At 52.2% G+C, this 17,773-nt stretch carries 20 protein-coding genes; 2 read left to right on the forward strand and 18 right to left on the reverse strand.

Going from position 1 to position 17,773, the window contains the following annotated elements:
- Nucleotides 1-17 precede the first annotated feature (17 nt).
- The 6 genes from MGLY_RS17240 to MGLY_RS17265 form a co-directional block, all read right to left on the reverse strand.
- Entirely contained in the window at nt 18-521 is a 504-nt protein-coding gene (locus tag MGLY_RS17240) for a TRAP transporter small permease (protein WP_156275976.1), read from the reverse strand.
- A gap of 74 nt (nt 522-595) precedes the next feature.
- Nucleotides 596-1,642 carry a TRAP transporter substrate-binding protein gene (locus tag MGLY_RS17245; protein ID WP_156275978.1) on the reverse strand — a complete coding sequence of 349 codons (1,047 nt, stop codon included), beginning with the start codon at nt 1,640-1,642 and terminating at the stop codon, nt 596-598.
- A gap of 173 nt (nt 1,643-1,815) precedes the next feature.
- Nucleotides 1,816-2,985 carry a UxaA family hydrolase gene (locus MGLY_RS17250; protein WP_156275980.1) on the reverse strand — a complete coding sequence of 390 codons (1,170 nt, stop codon included), beginning with the start codon at nt 2,983-2,985 and terminating at the stop codon, nt 1,816-1,818.
- A 17-nt stretch (nt 2,986-3,002) separates the two neighbouring features.
- Nucleotides 3,003-3,290, reverse strand: coding sequence for a UxaA family hydrolase (locus MGLY_RS17255; protein ID WP_156275982.1), 288 nt, complete (start codon nt 3,288-3,290; stop codon nt 3,003-3,005).
- Nucleotides 3,291-3,454: 164 nt separating this feature from the next.
- On the reverse strand, nt 3,455-4,654 hold the full coding sequence (locus tag MGLY_RS17260) for a threonine synthase (RefSeq protein ID WP_156275984.1): 1,200 nt from the start codon (nt 4,652-4,654) through the stop codon (nt 3,455-3,457).
- 92 nt (nt 4,655-4,746) lie between these two features.
- Nucleotides 4,747-5,136 (reverse strand): RidA family protein, encoded by a 390-nt coding sequence (locus MGLY_RS17265; protein WP_156275986.1) that lies wholly within the window; start codon nt 5,134-5,136, stop codon nt 4,747-4,749.
- A 261-nt stretch (nt 5,137-5,397) separates the two neighbouring features.
- On the opposite strand from MGLY_RS17265, the gene MGLY_RS17270 reads away from it, so the two are divergent.
- Both MGLY_RS17270 and MGLY_RS17275 read left to right on the forward strand, forming a co-directional pair.
- Nucleotides 5,398-5,676 (forward strand): UxaA family hydrolase, encoded by a 279-nt coding sequence (locus MGLY_RS17270; RefSeq protein ID WP_246187378.1) that lies wholly within the window; start codon nt 5,398-5,400, stop codon nt 5,674-5,676.
- 2 nt (nt 5,677-5,678) lie between these two features.
- Nucleotides 5,679-6,839: a UxaA family hydrolase gene (locus tag MGLY_RS17275; protein ID WP_156275988.1), complete on the forward strand. Its 1,161-nt coding sequence runs from the start codon at nt 5,679-5,681 to the stop codon at nt 6,837-6,839.
- 90 nt (nt 6,840-6,929) lie between these two features.
- Here the strand turns inward: MGLY_RS17275 and sigF are convergent, their stop codons facing one another.
- The 12 genes from sigF to recN all read right to left on the reverse strand — a co-directional run bounded on the left by sigF (nt 6,930) and on the right by recN (nt 17,772).
- Complete coding sequence (sigF, locus tag MGLY_RS17280; protein WP_156275990.1) at nt 6,930-7,736, reverse strand: RNA polymerase sporulation sigma factor SigF; 807 nt, start codon at nt 7,734-7,736, stop codon at nt 6,930-6,932.
- A 19-nt stretch (nt 7,737-7,755) separates the two neighbouring features.
- Nucleotides 7,756-8,202, reverse strand: coding sequence for an anti-sigma F factor (spoIIAB, locus tag MGLY_RS17285; RefSeq protein ID WP_156275992.1), 447 nt, complete (start codon nt 8,200-8,202; stop codon nt 7,756-7,758).
- Nucleotides 8,202-8,591, reverse strand: a complete 390-nt coding sequence (locus MGLY_RS17290; protein WP_246187379.1) for an STAS domain-containing protein — start codon at nt 8,589-8,591, stop codon at nt 8,202-8,204. Before MGLY_RS17290 ends, spoIIAB begins: the two co-directional genes overlap by 1 nt.
- A 30-nt stretch (nt 8,592-8,621) precedes the next feature.
- Nucleotides 8,622-9,857 (reverse strand): D-alanyl-D-alanine carboxypeptidase family protein, encoded by a 1,236-nt coding sequence (locus MGLY_RS17295; RefSeq protein WP_156275994.1) that lies wholly within the window; start codon nt 9,855-9,857, stop codon nt 8,622-8,624.
- A gap of 68 nt (nt 9,858-9,925) precedes the next feature.
- The gene (locus MGLY_RS17300; protein WP_170291251.1) at nt 9,926-11,089 is read right to left on the reverse strand and encodes a phosphopentomutase; all 1,164 of its coding nucleotides are present in this window, start codon (nt 11,087-11,089) and stop codon (nt 9,926-9,928) included.
- 32 nt (nt 11,090-11,121) lie between these two features.
- Nucleotides 11,122-12,009 carry a site-specific tyrosine recombinase XerD gene (gene xerD, locus MGLY_RS17305; RefSeq protein WP_156275998.1) on the reverse strand — a complete coding sequence of 296 codons (888 nt, stop codon included), beginning with the start codon at nt 12,007-12,009 and terminating at the stop codon, nt 11,122-11,124.
- 119 nt (nt 12,010-12,128) lie between these two features.
- The gene (locus MGLY_RS17310) at nt 12,129-12,371 is read right to left on the reverse strand and encodes a hypothetical protein (RefSeq protein ID WP_156276000.1); all 243 of its coding nucleotides are present in this window, start codon (nt 12,369-12,371) and stop codon (nt 12,129-12,131) included.
- 20 nt (nt 12,372-12,391) lie between these two features.
- Nucleotides 12,392-13,006, reverse strand: a complete 615-nt coding sequence (spoIIM, locus tag MGLY_RS17315; protein ID WP_156276002.1) for a stage II sporulation protein M — start codon at nt 13,004-13,006, stop codon at nt 12,392-12,394.
- A gap of 65 nt (nt 13,007-13,071) precedes the next feature.
- On the reverse strand, nt 13,072-13,608 hold the full coding sequence (locus tag MGLY_RS17320; protein WP_156276004.1) for an NUDIX domain-containing protein: 537 nt from the start codon (nt 13,606-13,608) through the stop codon (nt 13,072-13,074).
- A 123-nt stretch (nt 13,609-13,731) separates the two neighbouring features.
- The gene (gene spo0A, locus MGLY_RS17325) at nt 13,732-14,505 is read right to left on the reverse strand and encodes a sporulation transcription factor Spo0A (RefSeq protein ID WP_156276006.1); all 774 of its coding nucleotides are present in this window, start codon (nt 14,503-14,505) and stop codon (nt 13,732-13,734) included.
- Between the two features lie 108 nt (nt 14,506-14,613).
- Nucleotides 14,614-15,936 carry a SpoIVB peptidase gene (gene spoIVB / locus MGLY_RS17330; protein WP_156276007.1) on the reverse strand — a complete coding sequence of 441 codons (1,323 nt, stop codon included), beginning with the start codon at nt 15,934-15,936 and terminating at the stop codon, nt 14,614-14,616.
- A 159-nt stretch (nt 15,937-16,095) separates the two neighbouring features.
- Nucleotides 16,096-17,772: a DNA repair protein RecN gene (recN, locus tag MGLY_RS17335; RefSeq protein ID WP_156276008.1), complete on the reverse strand. Its 1,677-nt coding sequence runs from the start codon at nt 17,770-17,772 to the stop codon at nt 16,096-16,098.
- Between the last annotated feature and the right edge of the window lies 1 nt (nt 17,773).

Here is a 17,773-nt window from a genome sequence, read left to right on the forward strand (position 1 = left end):
CGGTTTTCCTCCCCTGACTAGTTTGCTGCACTCTTCGTTTGTTCAGCATCTCGAGACTGCATAATTTCCATTACCTGTTCCAGGAGAAAAACTGCCATAAAAAACGCACCCAACGGTATTACGACATAAGGATAAGCCATAGGAACCTTTAAGGCATCCGATTTTTGCCCCATATTCATCACCATTAATTGCCATCCCTGGATTATTAGTAGTCCACAGAACGCTAAAAAGATTATATATGCTAATATGTTAACCAGTTTCCTAAATCTCACGGGTATGGCATTTATTACTAAGTCCATAATTATGTGGGCCTTCGTTCTTACAGCAGCAGCACTGCCTAAAAACGTTAACCACACAAATAGATACCTTGCTAATTCTTCCCCCCAAGGTAAGGGTAATTTTAATACATACCGAAGTACCACCTGGAGGAAAGTCACTCCTGTCAAGACCATAACAATGGCCACAAGAAGTAATCGTAGAATTTTAAAAACGTAATCGTTACATTTTTTAATCCAGTACAAAAATTATACCCTCCCTTTTGAACTTGCCACGGGCGGTGCAGAACTACTCTCTGTACCGCCCGTGGCAAACACTTTTAGCTGGCTTTTTGCGCAGCTTCAACCAGATCCTTGCCAATCTTTGGCACCCAGGCATCGTATATGGGCTTAACTGCTTCTATAAACTTGGATAAATCTTTTACTTCGTTAACCTTTACCCCATACTTTTCTTCCATGTTTTGGCGATATTCTTCAGCTTGCTTACGAGCCACTTCTCTCTGGTACTTCATAGCTTCCTGGGCACTTTCTTGTATAACCTTTTGCAGTTCAGGAGAAAGTTTATCAAACTTGGCTTTATTCATTATGAGCACCGCTGGAATATACGTATGTCGAGTAAGGGAAAAGTACTTCTGTCCGGCTTCGTAAAATTTTGCTGCCATGAAATGAGCCTCTGCAGCCTCAGCACCATCTACTGCCCCTTGAGCCAGAGCTGTATATAATTCACCCCAGTCAGTGGTCATGGGTAAGGCACCCAGGGCCTTAAAGGTTTCCGTATACACTTGATTCGGATAGACCCTTAATTTAAGTCCTTTTAGATCCTCTAAAGTATTAATAGGCTTGTACTTATTAAAGACGTGCCTGAAGCCGTTTTCTCCATAAGCAAGTAGCTTAAACCCTTTTTCTGCAGCCGCCTTCTTTATAGCATCGCCAACTGGTCCATCCATAATAGCGTCTGCCTGCTTGTAATCCTTGATTAAGAAGGGCAGGTCAAACAAGTAAGCTTGAGGAACCCACCTGGAAAGATCGGGGCTACCAACTAATTCCATATCCGCCGTACCAACTTTTACTCCTTCGGTTCTATCACGGGTCCCGCCGAGAACTCCGCTAGCATATACCTCGATCTTTATTTGCCCCTTGGATTTTTCCTGTACTAACTCAGCAAACTTCTTCAAACCAATCTGAAAAGGATGATTCTCAGGTTGACTATGCCCCACCTTAAAAACATAGGTAGCCTGTCCTCCATTTCCAGCTTTTGCGCTTTCTTGTGAGCTACTCTTTTTACCGCAGCCAGATATCAGTAAAACCATCAAAAGAAAGATGCTTATTAGCTTTCCAGCCAACGAAAAGGACTTTACTGATAACATTATACCTCTTCCTCCTCATTATAAATATTTCACAAACCTAAGATGTACAACGCGATGGGATAAGCTACTCAAAACTTAGCTTCACATCTCCCTCCTCTTTCCAAAAAACAAAGTTGGTCTACTAACTTGTCTTCACAGAAAATGCCAGCCCCCTTTCAAGAAAGTATTCCACCCTAAAGACTTATACCTATGCGGTGAATAGCAAAGCCTGTCATCTCTTTTAGAATTTCCGACTTTGTCATCTTACCCGAGAGCACTTCCAATACTTCGTTGTAAATAAGGTCTGCTGCCTCTTGAATGCCCATGGTACCCGACAAAATTCCGCTCAAATCCAAATCGACAGTGTCCTGCATTAGTTGGTACGAAGTGTTGTTACCCGTAATCTTAATTGTGGGCATGATAGGGTGAGATATAGTATGGCCACCACCAGTTGAAAATACCAAAACTTGCGCCCCGGCAGCAGCGATACCAGTAATCGACTCGCTACCATGGCCCGGGGTATACATAAGGTACACACCGGGAACCCTTCCCGGCCTTTCACCGTAGCCAATAACATCTTGAATGGGGGCAGAACCGCTCTTCTTGGCACCGCCAAGAGACTTTTCCTCGATGGTACTTATGCCACCAGCGATGTTGTCCCCAGTAGGCTGCGAGCCACGGATATCCTCTCCAGTAGCTAGAATACGTTCTTCATAGCTCTGGATAGCCTTATAAATCTTTTGCACTACTTCTGGAGAAACGGCTCTTGAGGCCAGCCATTCCTCGGCACCCATAAGTTCAGGAAGCTCCGCCAAAATGGAACGGCTACCCTCCCTAATAAAGCGATCAGAACAAATCCCCAAGGCCACATTGGAAGATAAGCCTGATGTAGTATCCGAGGTGCCGCAGTTAAGTCCCAAAATAAAATTTGACACCTCAGCTTTTTCTCTCGTCAGGGTAGAAAGTTTTCGCATGATATGCATGCCTTTACGCGTGGCTTCGGCTACTGCATTAATAGCACCCCCAACGGCCCGGATGTTCACTGTTTCTACTGGTTTACCAGTCTTGGAAATTTCGTGTGCTATATCATGAATGTTACAAAGTTCTTCCCTGAAATGAACTATTACTACTACTCCGCCAACATTCGGATTTTTTCCCATACCACAAAGAATATCAAAAGTCATTTTCAGATCGCTTTTCGTCTGGGAACGTCCAAGAGGATGGGTAATAGGAATGGCTCCATAGAGAGAATTAGCTACCCGTTCGACTACACTGTTGGCATAAATTGTAGCCGACAAAATTAACAGATAATTTCTTGCCCCTACTGTCCCATCAGGACGAACATATCCCATAAAACTACCCATGGCACCACCTCCTCTTCTTAACCAAAATCGCCTCTCCCTCTCATAGATTCGATATTATGTACATGAACATGTTGCCCAATCTCTATATCTTGTGTAGCCCGGCCAATACTCAGGCCGTACTTCACGCCCTTCCTTATGGGCTTAATAGCAATTTTGTGCCCATAAGGAATATCTGCTTGGACTGTGATTTCTTTAATTTTTCTATATGTTTCCACCTGTATTGCCGCGCCTTTCTTTACTCCGTGGCTTAAAATAGTTGCTACATTATCTTTTTCCTCATCAATAACCCATGCTATTTTTGTCATTCTCTTATCCTCTTTTCTTCTAGATAACACTTAGACGTAGCAACATGTATGTGGTCCGACCTATGATGATGAGAAAAGTATTCGACATTTTTTCCATTTTTCCTCTCGATTATATTAAATTTTTTTGTATGATATACTTATTTTTTTGGAATAATATCTCCTTACTAAATCTCAGCTTCTTTCTCCAATACCGGCAGGTCTAACTCTACCATCTCCGGGTACTTCAGGCCACTACCGGTGTTTAGAACGACCACCTTTTCATCGGGCTTCAGGAAGCCGCTGGCCAGCAGCTGCTGCGCCCCGGCTACGGCGGCAGCACCTTCGGGACAAATAAACATACCCTCGGTCCTGGCGACAAGTTTTACCGCTGCCAGGATCTCATCGTCGCTAACACTTACCGCCGTACCACCGCTTTCGTAAACCGCCTCTAGTACCAGAAAATCACCTAAAGCCTTGGGCACCCGGATACCGCCAGCAATAGTCTGCGCACCGTGGAAAAACTCCGACTCCTTCTTGCCTTCCTGGAAAGCCTTAACAATAGGAGAACACCCTTCTGCCTGGACGGAAATCATCTTGGGTAAGGGTCCTTTAATCCAGCCAATGGCCTGGAGTTCTTGCAGGGCTTTCCAGATGCCGATGATACCCACCCCGCCGCCGGTAGGATAAAGGACGGCATCGGGTAGCTCCCAGTTAAATTGCTCGGCAATTTCTAAACCCATAGTCTTCTTGCCTTCTATGCGGTAGGGCTCTTTTAAAGTCGAAGCATCAAACCAATCGTATTTCTTCACCCCCTGAGCAATAATTTTTCCGGCATCGGATATGAGGCCTTTAACTAGATAAGTCCGAGCACCGCTGACAACGCATTCTTTTTTGGCCAGGTCTGGGGCATCAACCGGCATCACTATAATCATTTCCATACCAGCTTTAGCGCCATAAGACGACCAGGCGCCCCCGGCGTTGCCTGCCGTGGGCATGGCAATTGTTTTTATACCCAATTCCTTAGCTCTGGAAACGCCGACGGCGGCACCCCGGGCCTTAAAAGTCCCGGTTGGATTTAAGCCTTCATCTTTGATATAAAGTTGCTTAAATCCAAGCTCCCGCCCCAGGTTGTTGGCAGCAAAGATAGGAGTAAAACCCTCTCCCAGGGAAATGATATTTTCTTCCCGCTCCAGGGGCAAAAACTCCCAGTAACGCCAGAGGTCGGCCCGCCGGCCTTTTAAGTCTTCTTTTTTCACTTCCTTCCCCAAACGTTCCATTTCATAGCGCACCAGCAATGGTGAACCACACTGGCAAAGATTATGAATCTCCGTTGCTGAATAAGTACTATGGCACTTCGGGCATTCCAGGCAACGAACAAAGCCCATTATTTTTCCTCCTCCTTGACCGGCTATACATTTTTCCAAATAAACTAGTGGCTATTATAGCCAGGCAATATTCTCATCCACCTCCATCTCACTTATTTTTCAACCACCGCCACTGCTTCAATTTCCACCAGCACATCTTTGGGTAAGCGGGCCACTTCCACGCAGGAACGGGCCGGGGGTTCCTTGGTAAAATAGCGGCTGTAAACCTCATTAATCGTACCGAAATCATTCATATCTTTAATGTACAGGGTTGTTTTGACAACGTCATCCAGACCGGCGCCGGCTGCGGCTAAAACTGCTTGTAAATTAGCCATCACCCTGGCCGTCTGCTCTGCGGCCCCGCCACCTACAATCTGGCCGTTGGCTGGGTCAATGGGGATCTGGCCGGAAGTAAAAATAAAATTACCAGCTTTAATGGCCTGGGAATAGGGGCCAATTGCTTGCGGCGCCTCATCAGTTGCAATAACATTTTTAAGCGGCATAAACATCATCCTTTCAAGTCTGCTCAGTGTATCTTTGGTTGGTAATTATTATTCGCCATTACTATAAATTTTCCTGCTGCAACTTAAAATTTTTTTGTTATATTTACTTGTATTTTTTATGGATATCTACTCTTAAATTTTGCCTTGACACTATTAAGGGGAGGTCGTACAATAAAAGTGGTCCTACCACAGACCTCACACTTAATGCCTTCCAGGTGAGGCCTATTATATCATTACATTTCCAGAGAGGGGGAACCTGTAGTGGAAAAATTCTTTGTCCATGACATGCGGGATACCGTTGGCGTGGCCGTGGCCGATATCCAGGCCGGCGAAACGGTAACCGGGTGGGTAATGGAGGACAACTCCATTGTCAGCGTCAAGGCCCTGAGCGACATCAAACTCGGCCACAAGATTGCCCTCAAGGACATCGCCAAAGGTGAGACGGTAATTAAGTACGGCGAACCCATCGGCAAAACCGTAGCCCCCATAGCGAAAGGTGAGCATGTCCACGTCCATAATTTAAAGACTACGAGGTGGTAAAAATGACCAGCGCCAAATTCATGGGCTATCGCCGGGAAAACGGCAGTGTCGGCGTCCGTAACCGGGTAGTTATTTTACCATTAGATGACCTTTCCAATGCTGCCGCCGAAGGGGTAGCCAAACTCATTGATGGTACCATCGCCCTGCCCCACCCCTATGGCCGTCTCCAGTTCGGCGAAGACCTGGAACTCTTCTTCCGCACCTTAATCGGCACCGGCTCTAACCCCAATGTGGCGGCCTGCATCGTTATCGGCATTGAACCCAACTGGACTAATCGCGTGGTGGAAGGCATCGCTAAAACGGGAAAACCCGTAGCCGGCTTTGCCATTGAACGCTACGGCGACCTGAAGGTCATCGAAATGGCCTCCCGTAAAGCCATTGAATTTGTCCAGTATGCTACCGAATTGCAAAAAGAGGAATGCGATATCTCCGAACTGGTCGTCAGCATCAAGTGCGGCGAGTCCGACACCACCTCTGGATTAGCCTCCAATCCTTCCATAGGTAACGCTGTCGATCGCCTGGTCGATATGGGTGCCACCGTTCTCTTCGGCGAGACTTCCGAGCTTACCGGTGGCGAGCACCTGGTAGCCGCCCGTTGCGCCACCCCGGAGATCCGTGAACAGTTCATGCAGAGCTTTAAATCCTACAATGACTTTATTATTTCCCAGGGCGTCGACCTCTGCGGCTCCCAGCCCACCGAAGGCAATATCGCCGGCGGCCTGACCACCATCGAAGAGAAGGCCCTCGGTAACATTCAGAAAATCGGCAAACGGGCCCTGATCCAGGGTGTCCTGCAGCCGGCCGAAGCCCCCAAAGGAAAAGGTTTGTGGTACATGGAGACCTCTTCTGCCGGCGCCGAAGCCATTACCCTTTTCGCTGCCGGCGGCTCGGTCCTGCACTTCTTCACCACCGGCCAGGGCAACATCGTCGGCAATCCCATCATCCCAGTAATTAAGATTTCGGCGAACCCGGTAACGGTCAGCACCATGAGCGAGCACATTGACGTCGACCTGACAGGTCTTCTGCGCCGGGAAATGGACCTCGACGGTGCCGGCACCGCCATCCTGGACATGTTTATCCGTACCCTGAACGGCCGCTATACCTGTGCCGAAGCCCTGAGCCATAAGGAATTTATCCTCACCAAGCTTTACCGTAGCGCGTAGTTTGTCAGGTTTAAATTTGCAAAGGCAAATTTCCGGCCTGAAAAGAAAAAGTGGGGGGCTTGTTCATGCCTCCCACTTTTTCTTCTACCTTCATTCGTTTTCTTGATCCCCTGCTTGCAAGCTACTGTTTCCCTCCGCCTGCAACAGTTCCCTGATTTTCTGCAGGGCCTGGCGCTCAATACGGGAAATCTGCACCTGGGACAGCCCCATGCGGGCCGCCACTTCAGCCTGGGTTTTATCCTGGAAAAAGCGCAAGACCAGGACCCGCCGGTGTTTCTCCGGAATCTTACGCAGCACTTCCTTCAAGGCAATTTTATCCAGCCAGGCCGGCTCTTCTCCTTCTTCTGCGGCCAGCTGGTCCAGGACATAGATAGGGTCGCCGTCATCCTGGTAAATGGTATCGTGGATGGACCCCGGCATCTGGACGGCTTCCAGGGCAGCGACTATCTCCTCCCGGGATAGATCCAGGGCTTCGGCTATTTCGCCAATGGCCGGTTCCCGGCCCAGTTTTTTAGCCAGTTCCTCCCGGGTGCGGTTGACCTTAAAGGCCGTCTCCTTTAAAGAGCGGCTTACCTTGACGGTACTGTCATCGCGTAAAAATCGCCTGATTTCCCCCAAAATCATGGGCACAGCATAGGTGGAAAACCGCACCTGGTAGCTCAGGTCAAATTTATCAATGGCCTTGATCAGGCCAATGGTGCCGATCTGGAAGAGGTCTTCCAGTTCATAGTTGCGATTTTCGAAGCGCTGGACCAGGTTAAAAACCAGCTTGAGATTGCAATTAATCAACCGCTCCCGGGCTTCTTTGTCCCCTGCCTTGGCCCGGCGCAACAGCTCTTCCGTTTCAGCCTCGGACAGGAGGGGAAAGCGGGGCAGGTTCATTTCCGACAGGCGCATGCTTTTGTCGCCACCTTAACTACTTTCCAATCTCTCCCTTGAAGGCTTTAAACATTCTCACCCGCGTTCCCCGGTTGACCTCCGAGGTCACCTCCAGTTCATCCATAAAGGACTGCATAAAGGCGAAACCCAGGCCCATCCGCTCGGGATCGGTGGAGTAGGCCGGCTGCATGGCCAGGGCAACATCGGGGATACCGCAACCCTTATCCTCCACGGTAATTACCAGCCCTGCCTCCGTGCGTTCCACAGCCACCCGCACTATGCCCCGGGGTTCTCCATTATAGCCATGGATGATGGCATTGGACACCGCCTCGGAAACGGCAACTTTAATCTCTTCCAGTTCATTCAGGGTCATGTCCACCTGGGCGGCAAAGGTAGCCACAGCTACCCTGGCCAGCCCGACATTTTCCGGTAGGCTTAAAAACTCAAGGGCCATGCTGTTTTTAACTTGCGCCTCACCAGCCATCAGTCAACCCCTCCCGCAGTTTCCGGCCCATCGGGATGGATGGTCATAATTTTACTAAGGCCGGATATTTCCAGCAACCGCCTTACCTGGGGTTGGGGCCGGCAAATGACCACCCTGCCCCCCTGCTTCTTTAAACGCCGGTAACGGCCCAGGATTACTCCCAGCCCTGAACTATCCATAAAGGTAACTCCTTCCAGATCCAGCAGCAATACTTCCGGACGGGCGTGATCCAGGCTGGCTTCCAGTTCCCGGCGCAAAGCGTCAGCGCTTTCCAGGTCAACCTCTCCCTTGACCCGCACCCAGAGTTCTTTACCTTCCATGCTAAAGAATACCTGCAAAGGAAAAACCCCCTCGTTACAGATCTCCGAAGGGGTTAATTCGCTCTTCACCGGCCTTCTTCCTGCTAAATAATGGTAAAATTATTGTCGAATGGTGAAAACAGCCCGGATTGCCCTGGTAATCTCCTGGCCCAGGGATGCCCTGGCTACCGCTTCGCCGGTCACCAGTTCGACGTGGTCGATCTCTTTACCATCCCTGCAGACCGTCACCTGGCCGATCTTCTGCCCCTCTTTTACGGGTGCATTTAAAAGTGGTGATAAATCTACGCTGGCAGTTACCTTTTCGGCCTTGCCCCGGATGCGGTTGACCCGCGCCCCAACTTTAGCCGTGGTGATGGTTTTGACCTGTTCCAGCCGGCCTTTGCCTACCGGTACGGTGGCTACTACCTGGCCGGGCCCGTAGAGCTGCTGGAAGGCCCACTGTTTATAGGCCCAGTTATAAAGCTTCATGGAATCGGTGAAATGACCATTAGGTGTCTCCACGCCCATGACTACGGCGATTAATCGCAGGCCGTCCCTTTCGACCGTTGATACCAGGTTCAAGCCGGCGGCGTCAGTAAAGCCGGTTTTAAAGCCGTCGGTCCCCGGGTACCAGTAGAGCATTTTATTGGTATTATCCAGGATCGACAGGGGCTCCTTGCGGAAGGTGTAACGCTTAATGGAGGTCCACTCCCTGATTTTGGGGTACTTCAAGGCATAACGGGCAATAACAGCCATATCGTAGGCGGAAGTATAGTTTTGCTCATCATGGAGGCCATGGCAGTTGGCAAAATGAGTATTTTTCAAGCCCAGTTCTTTGGCCTTAGCATTCATCATGGCCACAAAGGCCTCCTCCGAACCGGCCAGGTGTTCGGCCACGGCCACTGCCGCGTCGTTGGCCGAAGCCACGGCGATGGCAATGAGCATCTGCTCGAGGGGGAAAGTCTCCCCGGCAGCCAGGAAGACTTCCGAACCGCCAAAACTTTCGGCCCGCTCGCTGGTCTGTACCGGTTCATCCAGCCTGGCCTGGCCATTGGCCACCATATCCATGGCTACAACCATGGTCATCAACTTGGTCATGCTGGCCGGGTAGTAACGGGCATGGGCATTCTTCTCCCAGAGGACCTCTCCCGTCTGGGGGTCCATGAGGATGGCCCCCTTGGCGTCCAGGGTCAGGCCTGCTGCTGCCTGATTGCCTGCAGCAGCCTGCGCCGGTTGCGCATCCGCCGGCAGGGCCCCGGCCGCGTCTGTTGTCCCCGAACTTGCAGCCAGCAGCAACCCCGGTAGCAAGCTTAGTCCCAGGATGACCGCCAGTGATAGAATTCCTGTCCTACGCACCCCACCGCCCCCTCGCCAGGCCGGTTCTCATTTAACTTATATTAGCGATGGGGGGAAAATATGAGCATTTATTTCATCAACATAGAAGCAAAGCTCTCACCGGCCAGATCATACGGTACACCCAGTAGTTCAGCCACTGTGGCGCCCAGGTCGGCGAAGGTGGACCGGACACCCAGATCTACCGGCTGGATGCAGTTGCCGTAGACCAAAAGGGGTACATACTCCCGGGAGTGATCGGTGCTGGGGGTTGTGGGGTCGCAGCCGTGGTCGGCGGTAAGCACCAGGACATCTTTTTCATTTAAAGCCTCGAGCAACTCCGGCAGGCGCCGGTCAAAGGCTTCCAGGGCCGCGGCGTAGCCGGCCACGTCGTTGCGGTGGCCATAGCGCATATCAAAGTCCACCAGGTTGGTAAAGATGAGGCCGCGATTGCTTTCCCGGATAAAGTTACGGGTCTGGTCAACACCATCCATATTATCATGGGTATGAATCCAGCGGCTGATGCCCCGGCCGGCAAAGATGTCTTTTATTTTACCCACCGCCATAACCTGGAGGCCGGCGTTCATGACGGCATCCAGCAGGGTGGGCCGGGGCGGCTCCAGGGAAAAATCCTGCCGCCGGTCAGTGCGGAAGAAATGCCCCGGTTCCCCGACAAAGGGCCGGGCAATTACCCGGCCTACCGCATGTTCATCCGTCAGCAGTTGCCGGGCAATTTTACAGTAACGGTAGAGTTCCTGCACGGGGATGACGTCTTCATGGGCCGCAATCTGGAAGACACTGTCGGCCGAGGTGTAAACAATGGGATAACCGGTGCGTATATGTTCGGCGCCCAGTTCCTCAATAATAACCGTACCTGAGGCCGGTTTGTTGCCCAGGACCTTGCGGCCGATAGCCTTTTCAAAGGGCTCGATAATTTCCGGCGGGAAGCCGCGGGGATAAAGGGGGAAGGGCCGCTCTAAAATCAGGCCGGCCAGCTCCCAGTGGCCGCTGGTGGTGTCCTTGCCGGCCGTCCGGGAAGCCATTTTACCATAGGCGGCTGCCGGGGCGGCTACCGGGGCAATCCCCTTGAGGGGGAGAATATTGCCCAGCCCCAGCCGGGCCAGGTTGGGCAGGTGCATTTCTACCGCAGCGGCAATATTCCCCAGGGTATTGCTGCCTTCGTCGCCATATTTGGCGGCGTCAGGCAGTTCTCCTACACCAACGCTGTCCAGAACGATGACTATGACGCGATCAATGACCATTGCACCTATTGCCTCCGCAAATATTCTCACGCCCGCGGGTGGGTCCGGTCGTACACCTCGCGGATCTTTTTCCTGGTAAGATGGGTGTAGATCTGGGTCGTACCAATGTCGGCATGACCTAGAAGCTCCTGGACCGAACGCAGGTCGGCGCCATTTTCCAGCAGGTGGGTGGCAAAGGAATGGCGCAGGGTATGGGGCGTAATCTCCTTTTTCAAGTTGGCTGCCCGGGCATAACCTTTAAGAATCTTCCAGCAACCCTGGCGGGAAAGGCGCCGGCCGTGCTGGTTGACAAAGAGAGCCGGTTCCGCCGTCTTTTTGATTAGTTTCCCCCGCCCGTTCTCCAGGTATGTCCGCACGTGGAAACAGGCAACCTGGCCCAGGGGAACCACCCTTTCCCGGGACCCCTTGCCCAGGCAGCGGACAAATTCCCCCTCCAGGTTAACCTGATCCACATTGAGGGCCACCAGTTCCGAAACCCGCAGGCCTGTGGCATAAAGCAATTCCAGCATGGCTTTATCCCTTAAACCCGCCGGCGTATCCGGGCGCGGCTGGTTGAGGAGCCTCTCAACCTCCTCCACCGTCAACACCTGGGGTAGTTTTTTTAGTTGCCGGGGGGATTCCAGGTTGGCCGTAGGATCGCTTTCCACCAGGCGTTCCCTTAATAAAAAGTGGTAAAAGGATTTCAAGGCCGCCAGGTGCTGGGAAATTGTAGCCGGAGACCGGCCTTCCTGCTGCATTTTTATCAGGTAGGCTACCAGTAAACCATGGTTAACCTCCCGGAAAGATTTTACCCCGCCATTTTCCAGGTAATGCAAAAACTGCTGCAGGTCGCTGTTATAGGAAGCCAGGGTGTTTTCCGCCAGCCCCCGTTCTACCACCAGGTAGTAAAGGAATTCATCCACCAGCTCACGCACGGCGCACCACCATTCCCCTTAAGTTTACCAGATTATTTCCACATGTACAGGTAAAAGTCCTCCATCAGCGCCAAAAAAAGCCATAAAAAACCCGCCTGCTAGAGGCGGATATTTTCCCTTTATTCACCCCGGTAAAAGCTCCTTAATTTCTCTAATAAACCCTCCAGGCGGCCGGTATCCCCGGCTGCCGGAGCAGCAGCCGGTTGTTCCTGTTGCCGGACGGCAGCCGGGGTGTTACTTTGCCTTGCCAGGTTGGACCGGCCACTGCCAACCATCTGTCCCAGCAAGACGGCGGCCACCAGTACGGCGGCCAGCAGCCAGACAAGCTTTTGCCGCCATTTACTAATGGTAACTACAATCATCCCCTATCCCTCCATCCCTTTTAAAAATAATTAAGTACCACCCTGGCAAAAACCGGCGCCAGGTAAACCTCTACCAGTCCCCCGCCCACTACCAGCAGCGTGACCAGCAACATGAAAAAGGAATAAGCTAAAAACCGCGGTAAAATACCCGTTTCACTTAAGCTTCGCCCCCGCAGTAAACCGGTGGAGAAGGAAATACCCAGCATCGCCGCCACAAATAGGGCCGGGATCTGGATAAGATTGGGCGGCAGGATGGCCATTAGCGACAGGGCCACTCCCTGGAAGGCCTTCTGCTGCACCAGAAAGCCGACGGTGAAACCCAGGATAAAGCCCTTTAAAAAGACAATGGCTACAATCAAAGGTATACCAATTACCGTTAAGCCTAAAAACCATACCAGGCCGGTCTCTTTGAGGGCATTGATAATGGCCTGGTAAACCCCTTTATACCCGCTTAAATCGTTAGCGTTAAATTGTTTCAAGACGTTATCCAGGTAGGCGGCCAGCTGGATTACCTGCTGTTGCTCCAGAAAGTAAATTGTAACCGTTCCGGCAATAATTCCTCCCAGGAAAAAGAAAAATATAACCAGATATATGCCCAGGTTGTCCCTGATGTGCCTGGCAAGGGCCCTTTCCACCTCACTCCCTCCCCGGCCGGTATGTCAAATATCATCCCCTAGATAGTTATGCCGCCGGAGAATATTTATGCCTGTACGGTACGAGCAGCAGCCAGTAAACCGGCAATACTCTTGGCATCCTGGATAGTACCCTTAAAGATCTGGGCCACGGCTTCAGGCAAAGGCAGTCGCACAACTTCTAGAAATTCATCGGCATCGGCTTCTTCCCGGTGGGGTTTAAGGCCGGTGGCCAGGAAAAGATACATGATTTCATTGGAAAAGCCCGGGGTAGTGTAGAAGGTTAAAAGCAGCTGCCATTCAGCTGCCTTGAGGCCCACTTCCTCGGCCAGCTCCCGCCGGGCGCAAAGTAAGGGTTCTTCCCCGGCATCCAGTTTGCCGGCCGGGATCTCCAGGGTTACCCGGCCAATGGGATAACGGTACTGGCGAACAAGATAAACGTTTTTTTCTTTATCCAGGGCGATAATGGCTACTGCGCCCGGGTGTTCAACAACTTCGCGGCTGGCTTCTCGGCCATCCGGCAGCCGTACCCGGTCCCGGCGCAGGTTTAAAATCCGGCCTTCATAGATGCGTTCGGAAGTCAGCAGTACTTCAGTAAGGTCCATTTTTTATCTCCCTTCGAAAGTATAGTTATGCCAAAAACCCACCCATAAGCCGCCTCCCGTTATGTGTTAATAATATTAAGAAACTGGCGTTAGCGCCAGTTTCCCCCCTAACCTCCTGCAGGTTTAATTTATCTTGGCCCCTATTCTCAGTTTATCGGCGATCATGGCAATAAATTCCGAGTTGGTCGGTTTGCCCCGTTCTACATTAATAGTATAACCGAAGAATTTATTCATCATCTCCACGTTGCCCCGGTCCCAGGCCAGCTCGATGGCATGGCGGATGGCGCGCTCTACCCGGCTGGGAGTGGTCATAAATTTACGCGCCACCAGGGGATAAAGTTCTTTCGTCACCGCACCCAGGAGGCTGATGTCATCTATGACCATCAGGATAGCTTCCCGTAAGTATTGATAACCCTTAATGTGGGCCGGCACCCCCATCTGGTGGATGATCCTGGTTACTTCAACATCCATATTACGGCCACCGCGGTTTGCCTGGGCTGGTGCTGCCGGCAAGGCCTGCCCGTTGGCCAGCTGGCGCAAGCGGTTGCCAAGCACTTCCAGGTCAAAGGGTTTAAGTATGTAGTAATCAGCTCCCAGCTCCATGGAACGCATGGTCATGTTCTCCTGGCCCAAGGCCGTCAGGATGACTATCTTCGGCCGCGGTTCGTAGTTTAAAGCATGGAGCTGTTCCAGGACACCAATGCCGTCGAGATGGGGCATGATTATATCTAGAATCACCACGTCCGGCTCCTGTTCCCGGATAAGTTGCAGGGTTTCATGGCCATTGTGGGCTATCCCCGATAAAATAAAATCCTGCTGCTCATTAAAGAATTCCTCCAGTACTTCACAAAATTCCCGATTATCATCGGCAATTAATACTTTAATAGGTTCTTTCATTGTATTTCATCCCGCCTCCTAAAGCCCCATGTCATTTTTTAGGCGAGATAGTTTTCGACGTCAACAGGGGATAATCCTTCCAATCGCATAAATAGGCAAAACTTTTGGTTATCCAACATTTACTTCCATTATATGTAAATCTCCAGGGGATTCGACAGCAGTTCCCCTGGTTGGTGAGACAAGATCTGTTTCCTGGATCATCCATTCGGCCAGCACTCCATACCCCCTGGTAGGATCGTTAATAAACACATGGGTTACGCCCCCCACCAGTTGCCCATCCTGGAGAATGGGACTGCCGCTCATACCCTGGATAATGCCTCCCGTTAAGGCCAGTAGCCGGGGATCGGTTATACGTAGGACCAGCCCCCTGCCACTGGCTCGCTGGTGGGGCATAACCCGTTCAATTTCCACCTGAAACTTTTCTACCTTTTCTCCCTCAACTACGGTTAAGATCTCGGCCGCTCCCGGGTGCACCGTCTCCGCCAGGGCAACCGGCAAAGGCGAGGTAAAAAAACCGGGAATATTACCCGTTATTGTTCCAAATATGCCAACTGTGGTATTCTTCTGGATTATGCCACTAAAGCTGCTGTTTTCCAGGAATACACCTATTTTTTCCCCCGGCTGGCCCCGCCTCCCCTGGTGTATCCCCTGGATGGCTGCCGCGACAATCCGGCCACCGCTGATATTCATTCCCGCCTGGCCATCGCTGCCGGTAACGATATGCCCTAAAGCGCCAAAGATACTCTTGTCCTGGTCATAAAAAGTTAACGTCCCGACACCGGCGGTACTATCCCGGACAAAGATGCCGATCCGGTAACGACCCGTCTCCTGGCAGTACAGGGGACGGACATTCATGCTGAACAGGCGTTCATCCCTCCTGACCGTTAAACTTAAAGGGCGATTGGCCCGGCCGGCAGCATCGATCAGGGAGGCCACTTCCTGGTCACTGCTTACCTTCTGGCCATCAATAGCCACGATGGTATCACCTGTTTCCAGCCCGGCCTGCCGCGCCGGGTAAAGCATGTTGCCCTGGCCGTCCCTTACGGCTGCCTGGCCCACTACCATTACCCCTTCTGTTTTTAGCAGGACACCAATGGCCTGGCCGCCGGGAAAGACGCTGACCGGCTGGACCATCTGCACGGTAATATTTTTTAAGGGAATGAGGCCAAATAATTTTAATTGTAACTGCCACCAGCCCGGGCGGCCCTGGCCGGCGGTACTGGTTTGATCAAGGCTGTTAACCTGTATTTCTACCTGCCGGGCCAGGCCTGGCGGTAGTTCCCAGTTCAACTTAAAAGGCGTTGCCGTAGACAGGCGTTGCATCTGGGGCAGAGAAAAAAAGCCGCGTACTGGCGGGAGCATTCCTCCATACAATAACACTGCCGCCAGCACCAGGCCGAGAACCTGGCGCCCCAGGCGTTTCAAGGGCACCACCTCCCATTCCAGGGATTTTGTTTTTGCTTCTAAACATAAAATAACCCCAGGCCATTGCTTTTATGCTGTTAAAAACGACCTGAGGAGGAGATATAGCCTGCATTAGGAAGCGTTCAGGGGATAATTTACGATTTTTAAATGTAAATAACATAAATTTCATTTTTTGGCCCGGGCCTGTTCTAAAAGAGCGACCGCATGCTCCCTGGCAATCGGACTCGCTTCCCCGGATAATAACCGGGCCAGTTCTTCCACCCGGGCCTCGCCCTGTAATTTTTCTACCCTGGTAAAGGTACGCCCGCCCTGGACAACCTTGGCCACCCGGTAATGCTGCCCGGCAACACCGGCCAGCTGCGCCGAGTGGGTAATGCAGAGCACCTGGTGGCGCTGGCCAATGGCCGCCAGGGTTCTGGCCACCGCGCGGGCGGCAGCACCGCCCACCCCGGCATCGATTTCGTCAAAAATCAAAGTTGGTACCGCATCGACACCGGCTAAAATACTCTTGCAGGCCAGCATTACCCGGGCCATTTCCCCGCCCGAGGTAATCTGGGCTAGGGGACGGCTCCCTTCCCCGGGGTTGGGCTGGAAGAGAAAAGTTATCGTATCCATACCTGCGGGTCCCGGCCGGGAGGCTTCCGTGCAGGCTATCGTTACCCGGGCCGCCGGCATGGCCAGGTCGTGCAATACAGAGGTTATCTCGGCAGCTAATTTTTGCGCTGCCTCCAGGCGCTGCCGGCGTAAACGCAGGGCTGCTTCCCGGTACCTGGCTTCAGCGGCAGCGATTTCTTTTTCCAGGGCCGCAGCCCTGGCCACCCTCTGCTCCAGGCCCTCTAAAGCCGCTGCCGCTTCCGCCTGGTAGCGCAAAATGGCCGGAATATCAGCCCCATATTTACGCTTTAAGTTTTTAATCAATTCCAGGCGTTCCTCAAGCTGTTTTAATCTTTGCGGGTCGTAGTCCAGCTTTTCCCCGTAACGGCGGATGCCGCGGGCTACCTCTTCCACCTGGGCGGCGGCAGCTTCCAGCAAATTCTGCCAGGGTTTAAGGGCAGCGTCAATGGCAGCCATGGCCTCCAGTTCTGCCGCCGCCTGGCTGATACGGTCATAAGCCGCCCTGCCTTCTTCCTCAAAAAGGGCGGCGTAAATCCCTGCTGCCCCCTCAGCCAGCCTGGCAGCATTATTTAGGATCTCCCGTTCCCGGAGTAATTCTGCATCTTCACCCGGGCTTAAATTGGCGGCGGCTATTTCCTTTAGCTGGTAAGTTAACAGGTCGCGCTGCCGTTCCCCTGCCGCGGCGTCGCCGCCGAGTTCCGCCAGATCATTTTGTAAATTTTGCCAGGCCAGGTAAAGTTCTTTGACTTGAGCCCGCAGCTCCGTTAAGCCCGCCACGCCGTCAAGCAGGTCCATCTGAGAGGCTGGCCTGAGAATGGACTGGTAGGCGTGCTGGCCGTGGATATCTACCAGCATCTGGCCAATTGTCTGGTACATACTTAAAGTGAGACTGCGGCCATTAACCCGGCAGCTGTGCCGGCCGCTGCGGCTGATTTCCCGGCTGAGTAAAAGGCTCCCGTCAGCCTCCACCGGCACACCAAACCCGGCCAGGATTTCTTCCAGTCCCGGTATGTTAGCAGCCTGGAAGAGCCCGCGCACTACGGCCCGTTCGCACCCGGCGCGAATATACTCCGCTGAAGCCCGCGCCCCCACCAGAAGCCCTACGGCATCGACAATGATGGACTTGCCGGCGCCGGTTTCTCCCGTGAGTACTGTTAGCCCCGGTTCCAGGTCCAGCTGCAGGGATTCGATCAGGGCAAAATTTTCGATTTGCAGTTCCTGGAGCATG

Source organism: Moorella glycerini (assembly GCF_009735625.1).
GTDB classification, from domain to species: domain Bacteria; phylum Bacillota; class DSM-521; order Neomoorellales; family Neomoorellaceae; genus Neomoorella; species Neomoorella glycerini.

What these genes read in the sequence shown, in the direction of transcription:
- recN (WP_156276008.1), bottom strand. Translation starts at nt 17,772, where the DNA reads ATGCTCCAGGAACTGCAAATCGAAAATTTTGCCCTGATCGAATCCCTG.
- MGLY_RS17255 (WP_156275982.1), bottom strand. Translation starts at nt 3,290, where the DNA reads ATGACAAAAATAGCATGGGTTATTGATGAGGAAAAAGATAATGTAGCA.
- MGLY_RS17250 (WP_156275980.1), bottom strand. Translation starts at nt 2,985, where the DNA reads ATGGGTAGTTTTATGGGATATGTTCGTCCTGATGGGACAGTAGGGGCA.
- MGLY_RS17310 (WP_156276000.1), bottom strand. Translation starts at nt 12,371, where the DNA reads ATGATTGTAGTTACCATTAGTAAATGGCGGCAAAAGCTTGTCTGGCTG.
- MGLY_RS17320 (WP_156276004.1), bottom strand. Translation starts at nt 13,608, where the DNA reads ATGGACCTTACTGAAGTACTGCTGACTTCCGAACGCATCTATGAAGGC.
- MGLY_RS17260 (WP_156275984.1), bottom strand. Translation starts at nt 4,654, where the DNA reads ATGGGCTTTGTTCGTTGCCTGGAATGCCCGAAGTGCCATAGTACTTAT.
- sigF (WP_156275990.1), bottom strand. Translation starts at nt 7,736, where the DNA reads ATGCGCCTGTCGGAAATGAACCTGCCCCGCTTTCCCCTCCTGTCCGAG.
- MGLY_RS17275 (WP_156275988.1), top strand. Translation starts at nt 5,679, where the DNA reads ATGACCAGCGCCAAATTCATGGGCTATCGCCGGGAAAACGGCAGTGTC.
- spoIIAB (WP_156275992.1), bottom strand. Translation starts at nt 8,202, where the DNA reads ATGGCTGGTGAGGCGCAAGTTAAAAACAGCATGGCCCTTGAGTTTTTA.
- spo0A (WP_156276006.1), bottom strand. Translation starts at nt 14,505, where the DNA reads ATGAAAGAACCTATTAAAGTATTAATTGCCGATGATAATCGGGAATTT.
- MGLY_RS17265 (WP_156275986.1), bottom strand. Translation starts at nt 5,136, where the DNA reads ATGCCGCTTAAAAATGTTATTGCAACTGATGAGGCGCCGCAAGCAATT.
- MGLY_RS17245 (WP_156275978.1), bottom strand. Translation starts at nt 1,642, where the DNA reads ATGTTATCAGTAAAGTCCTTTTCGTTGGCTGGAAAGCTAATAAGCATC.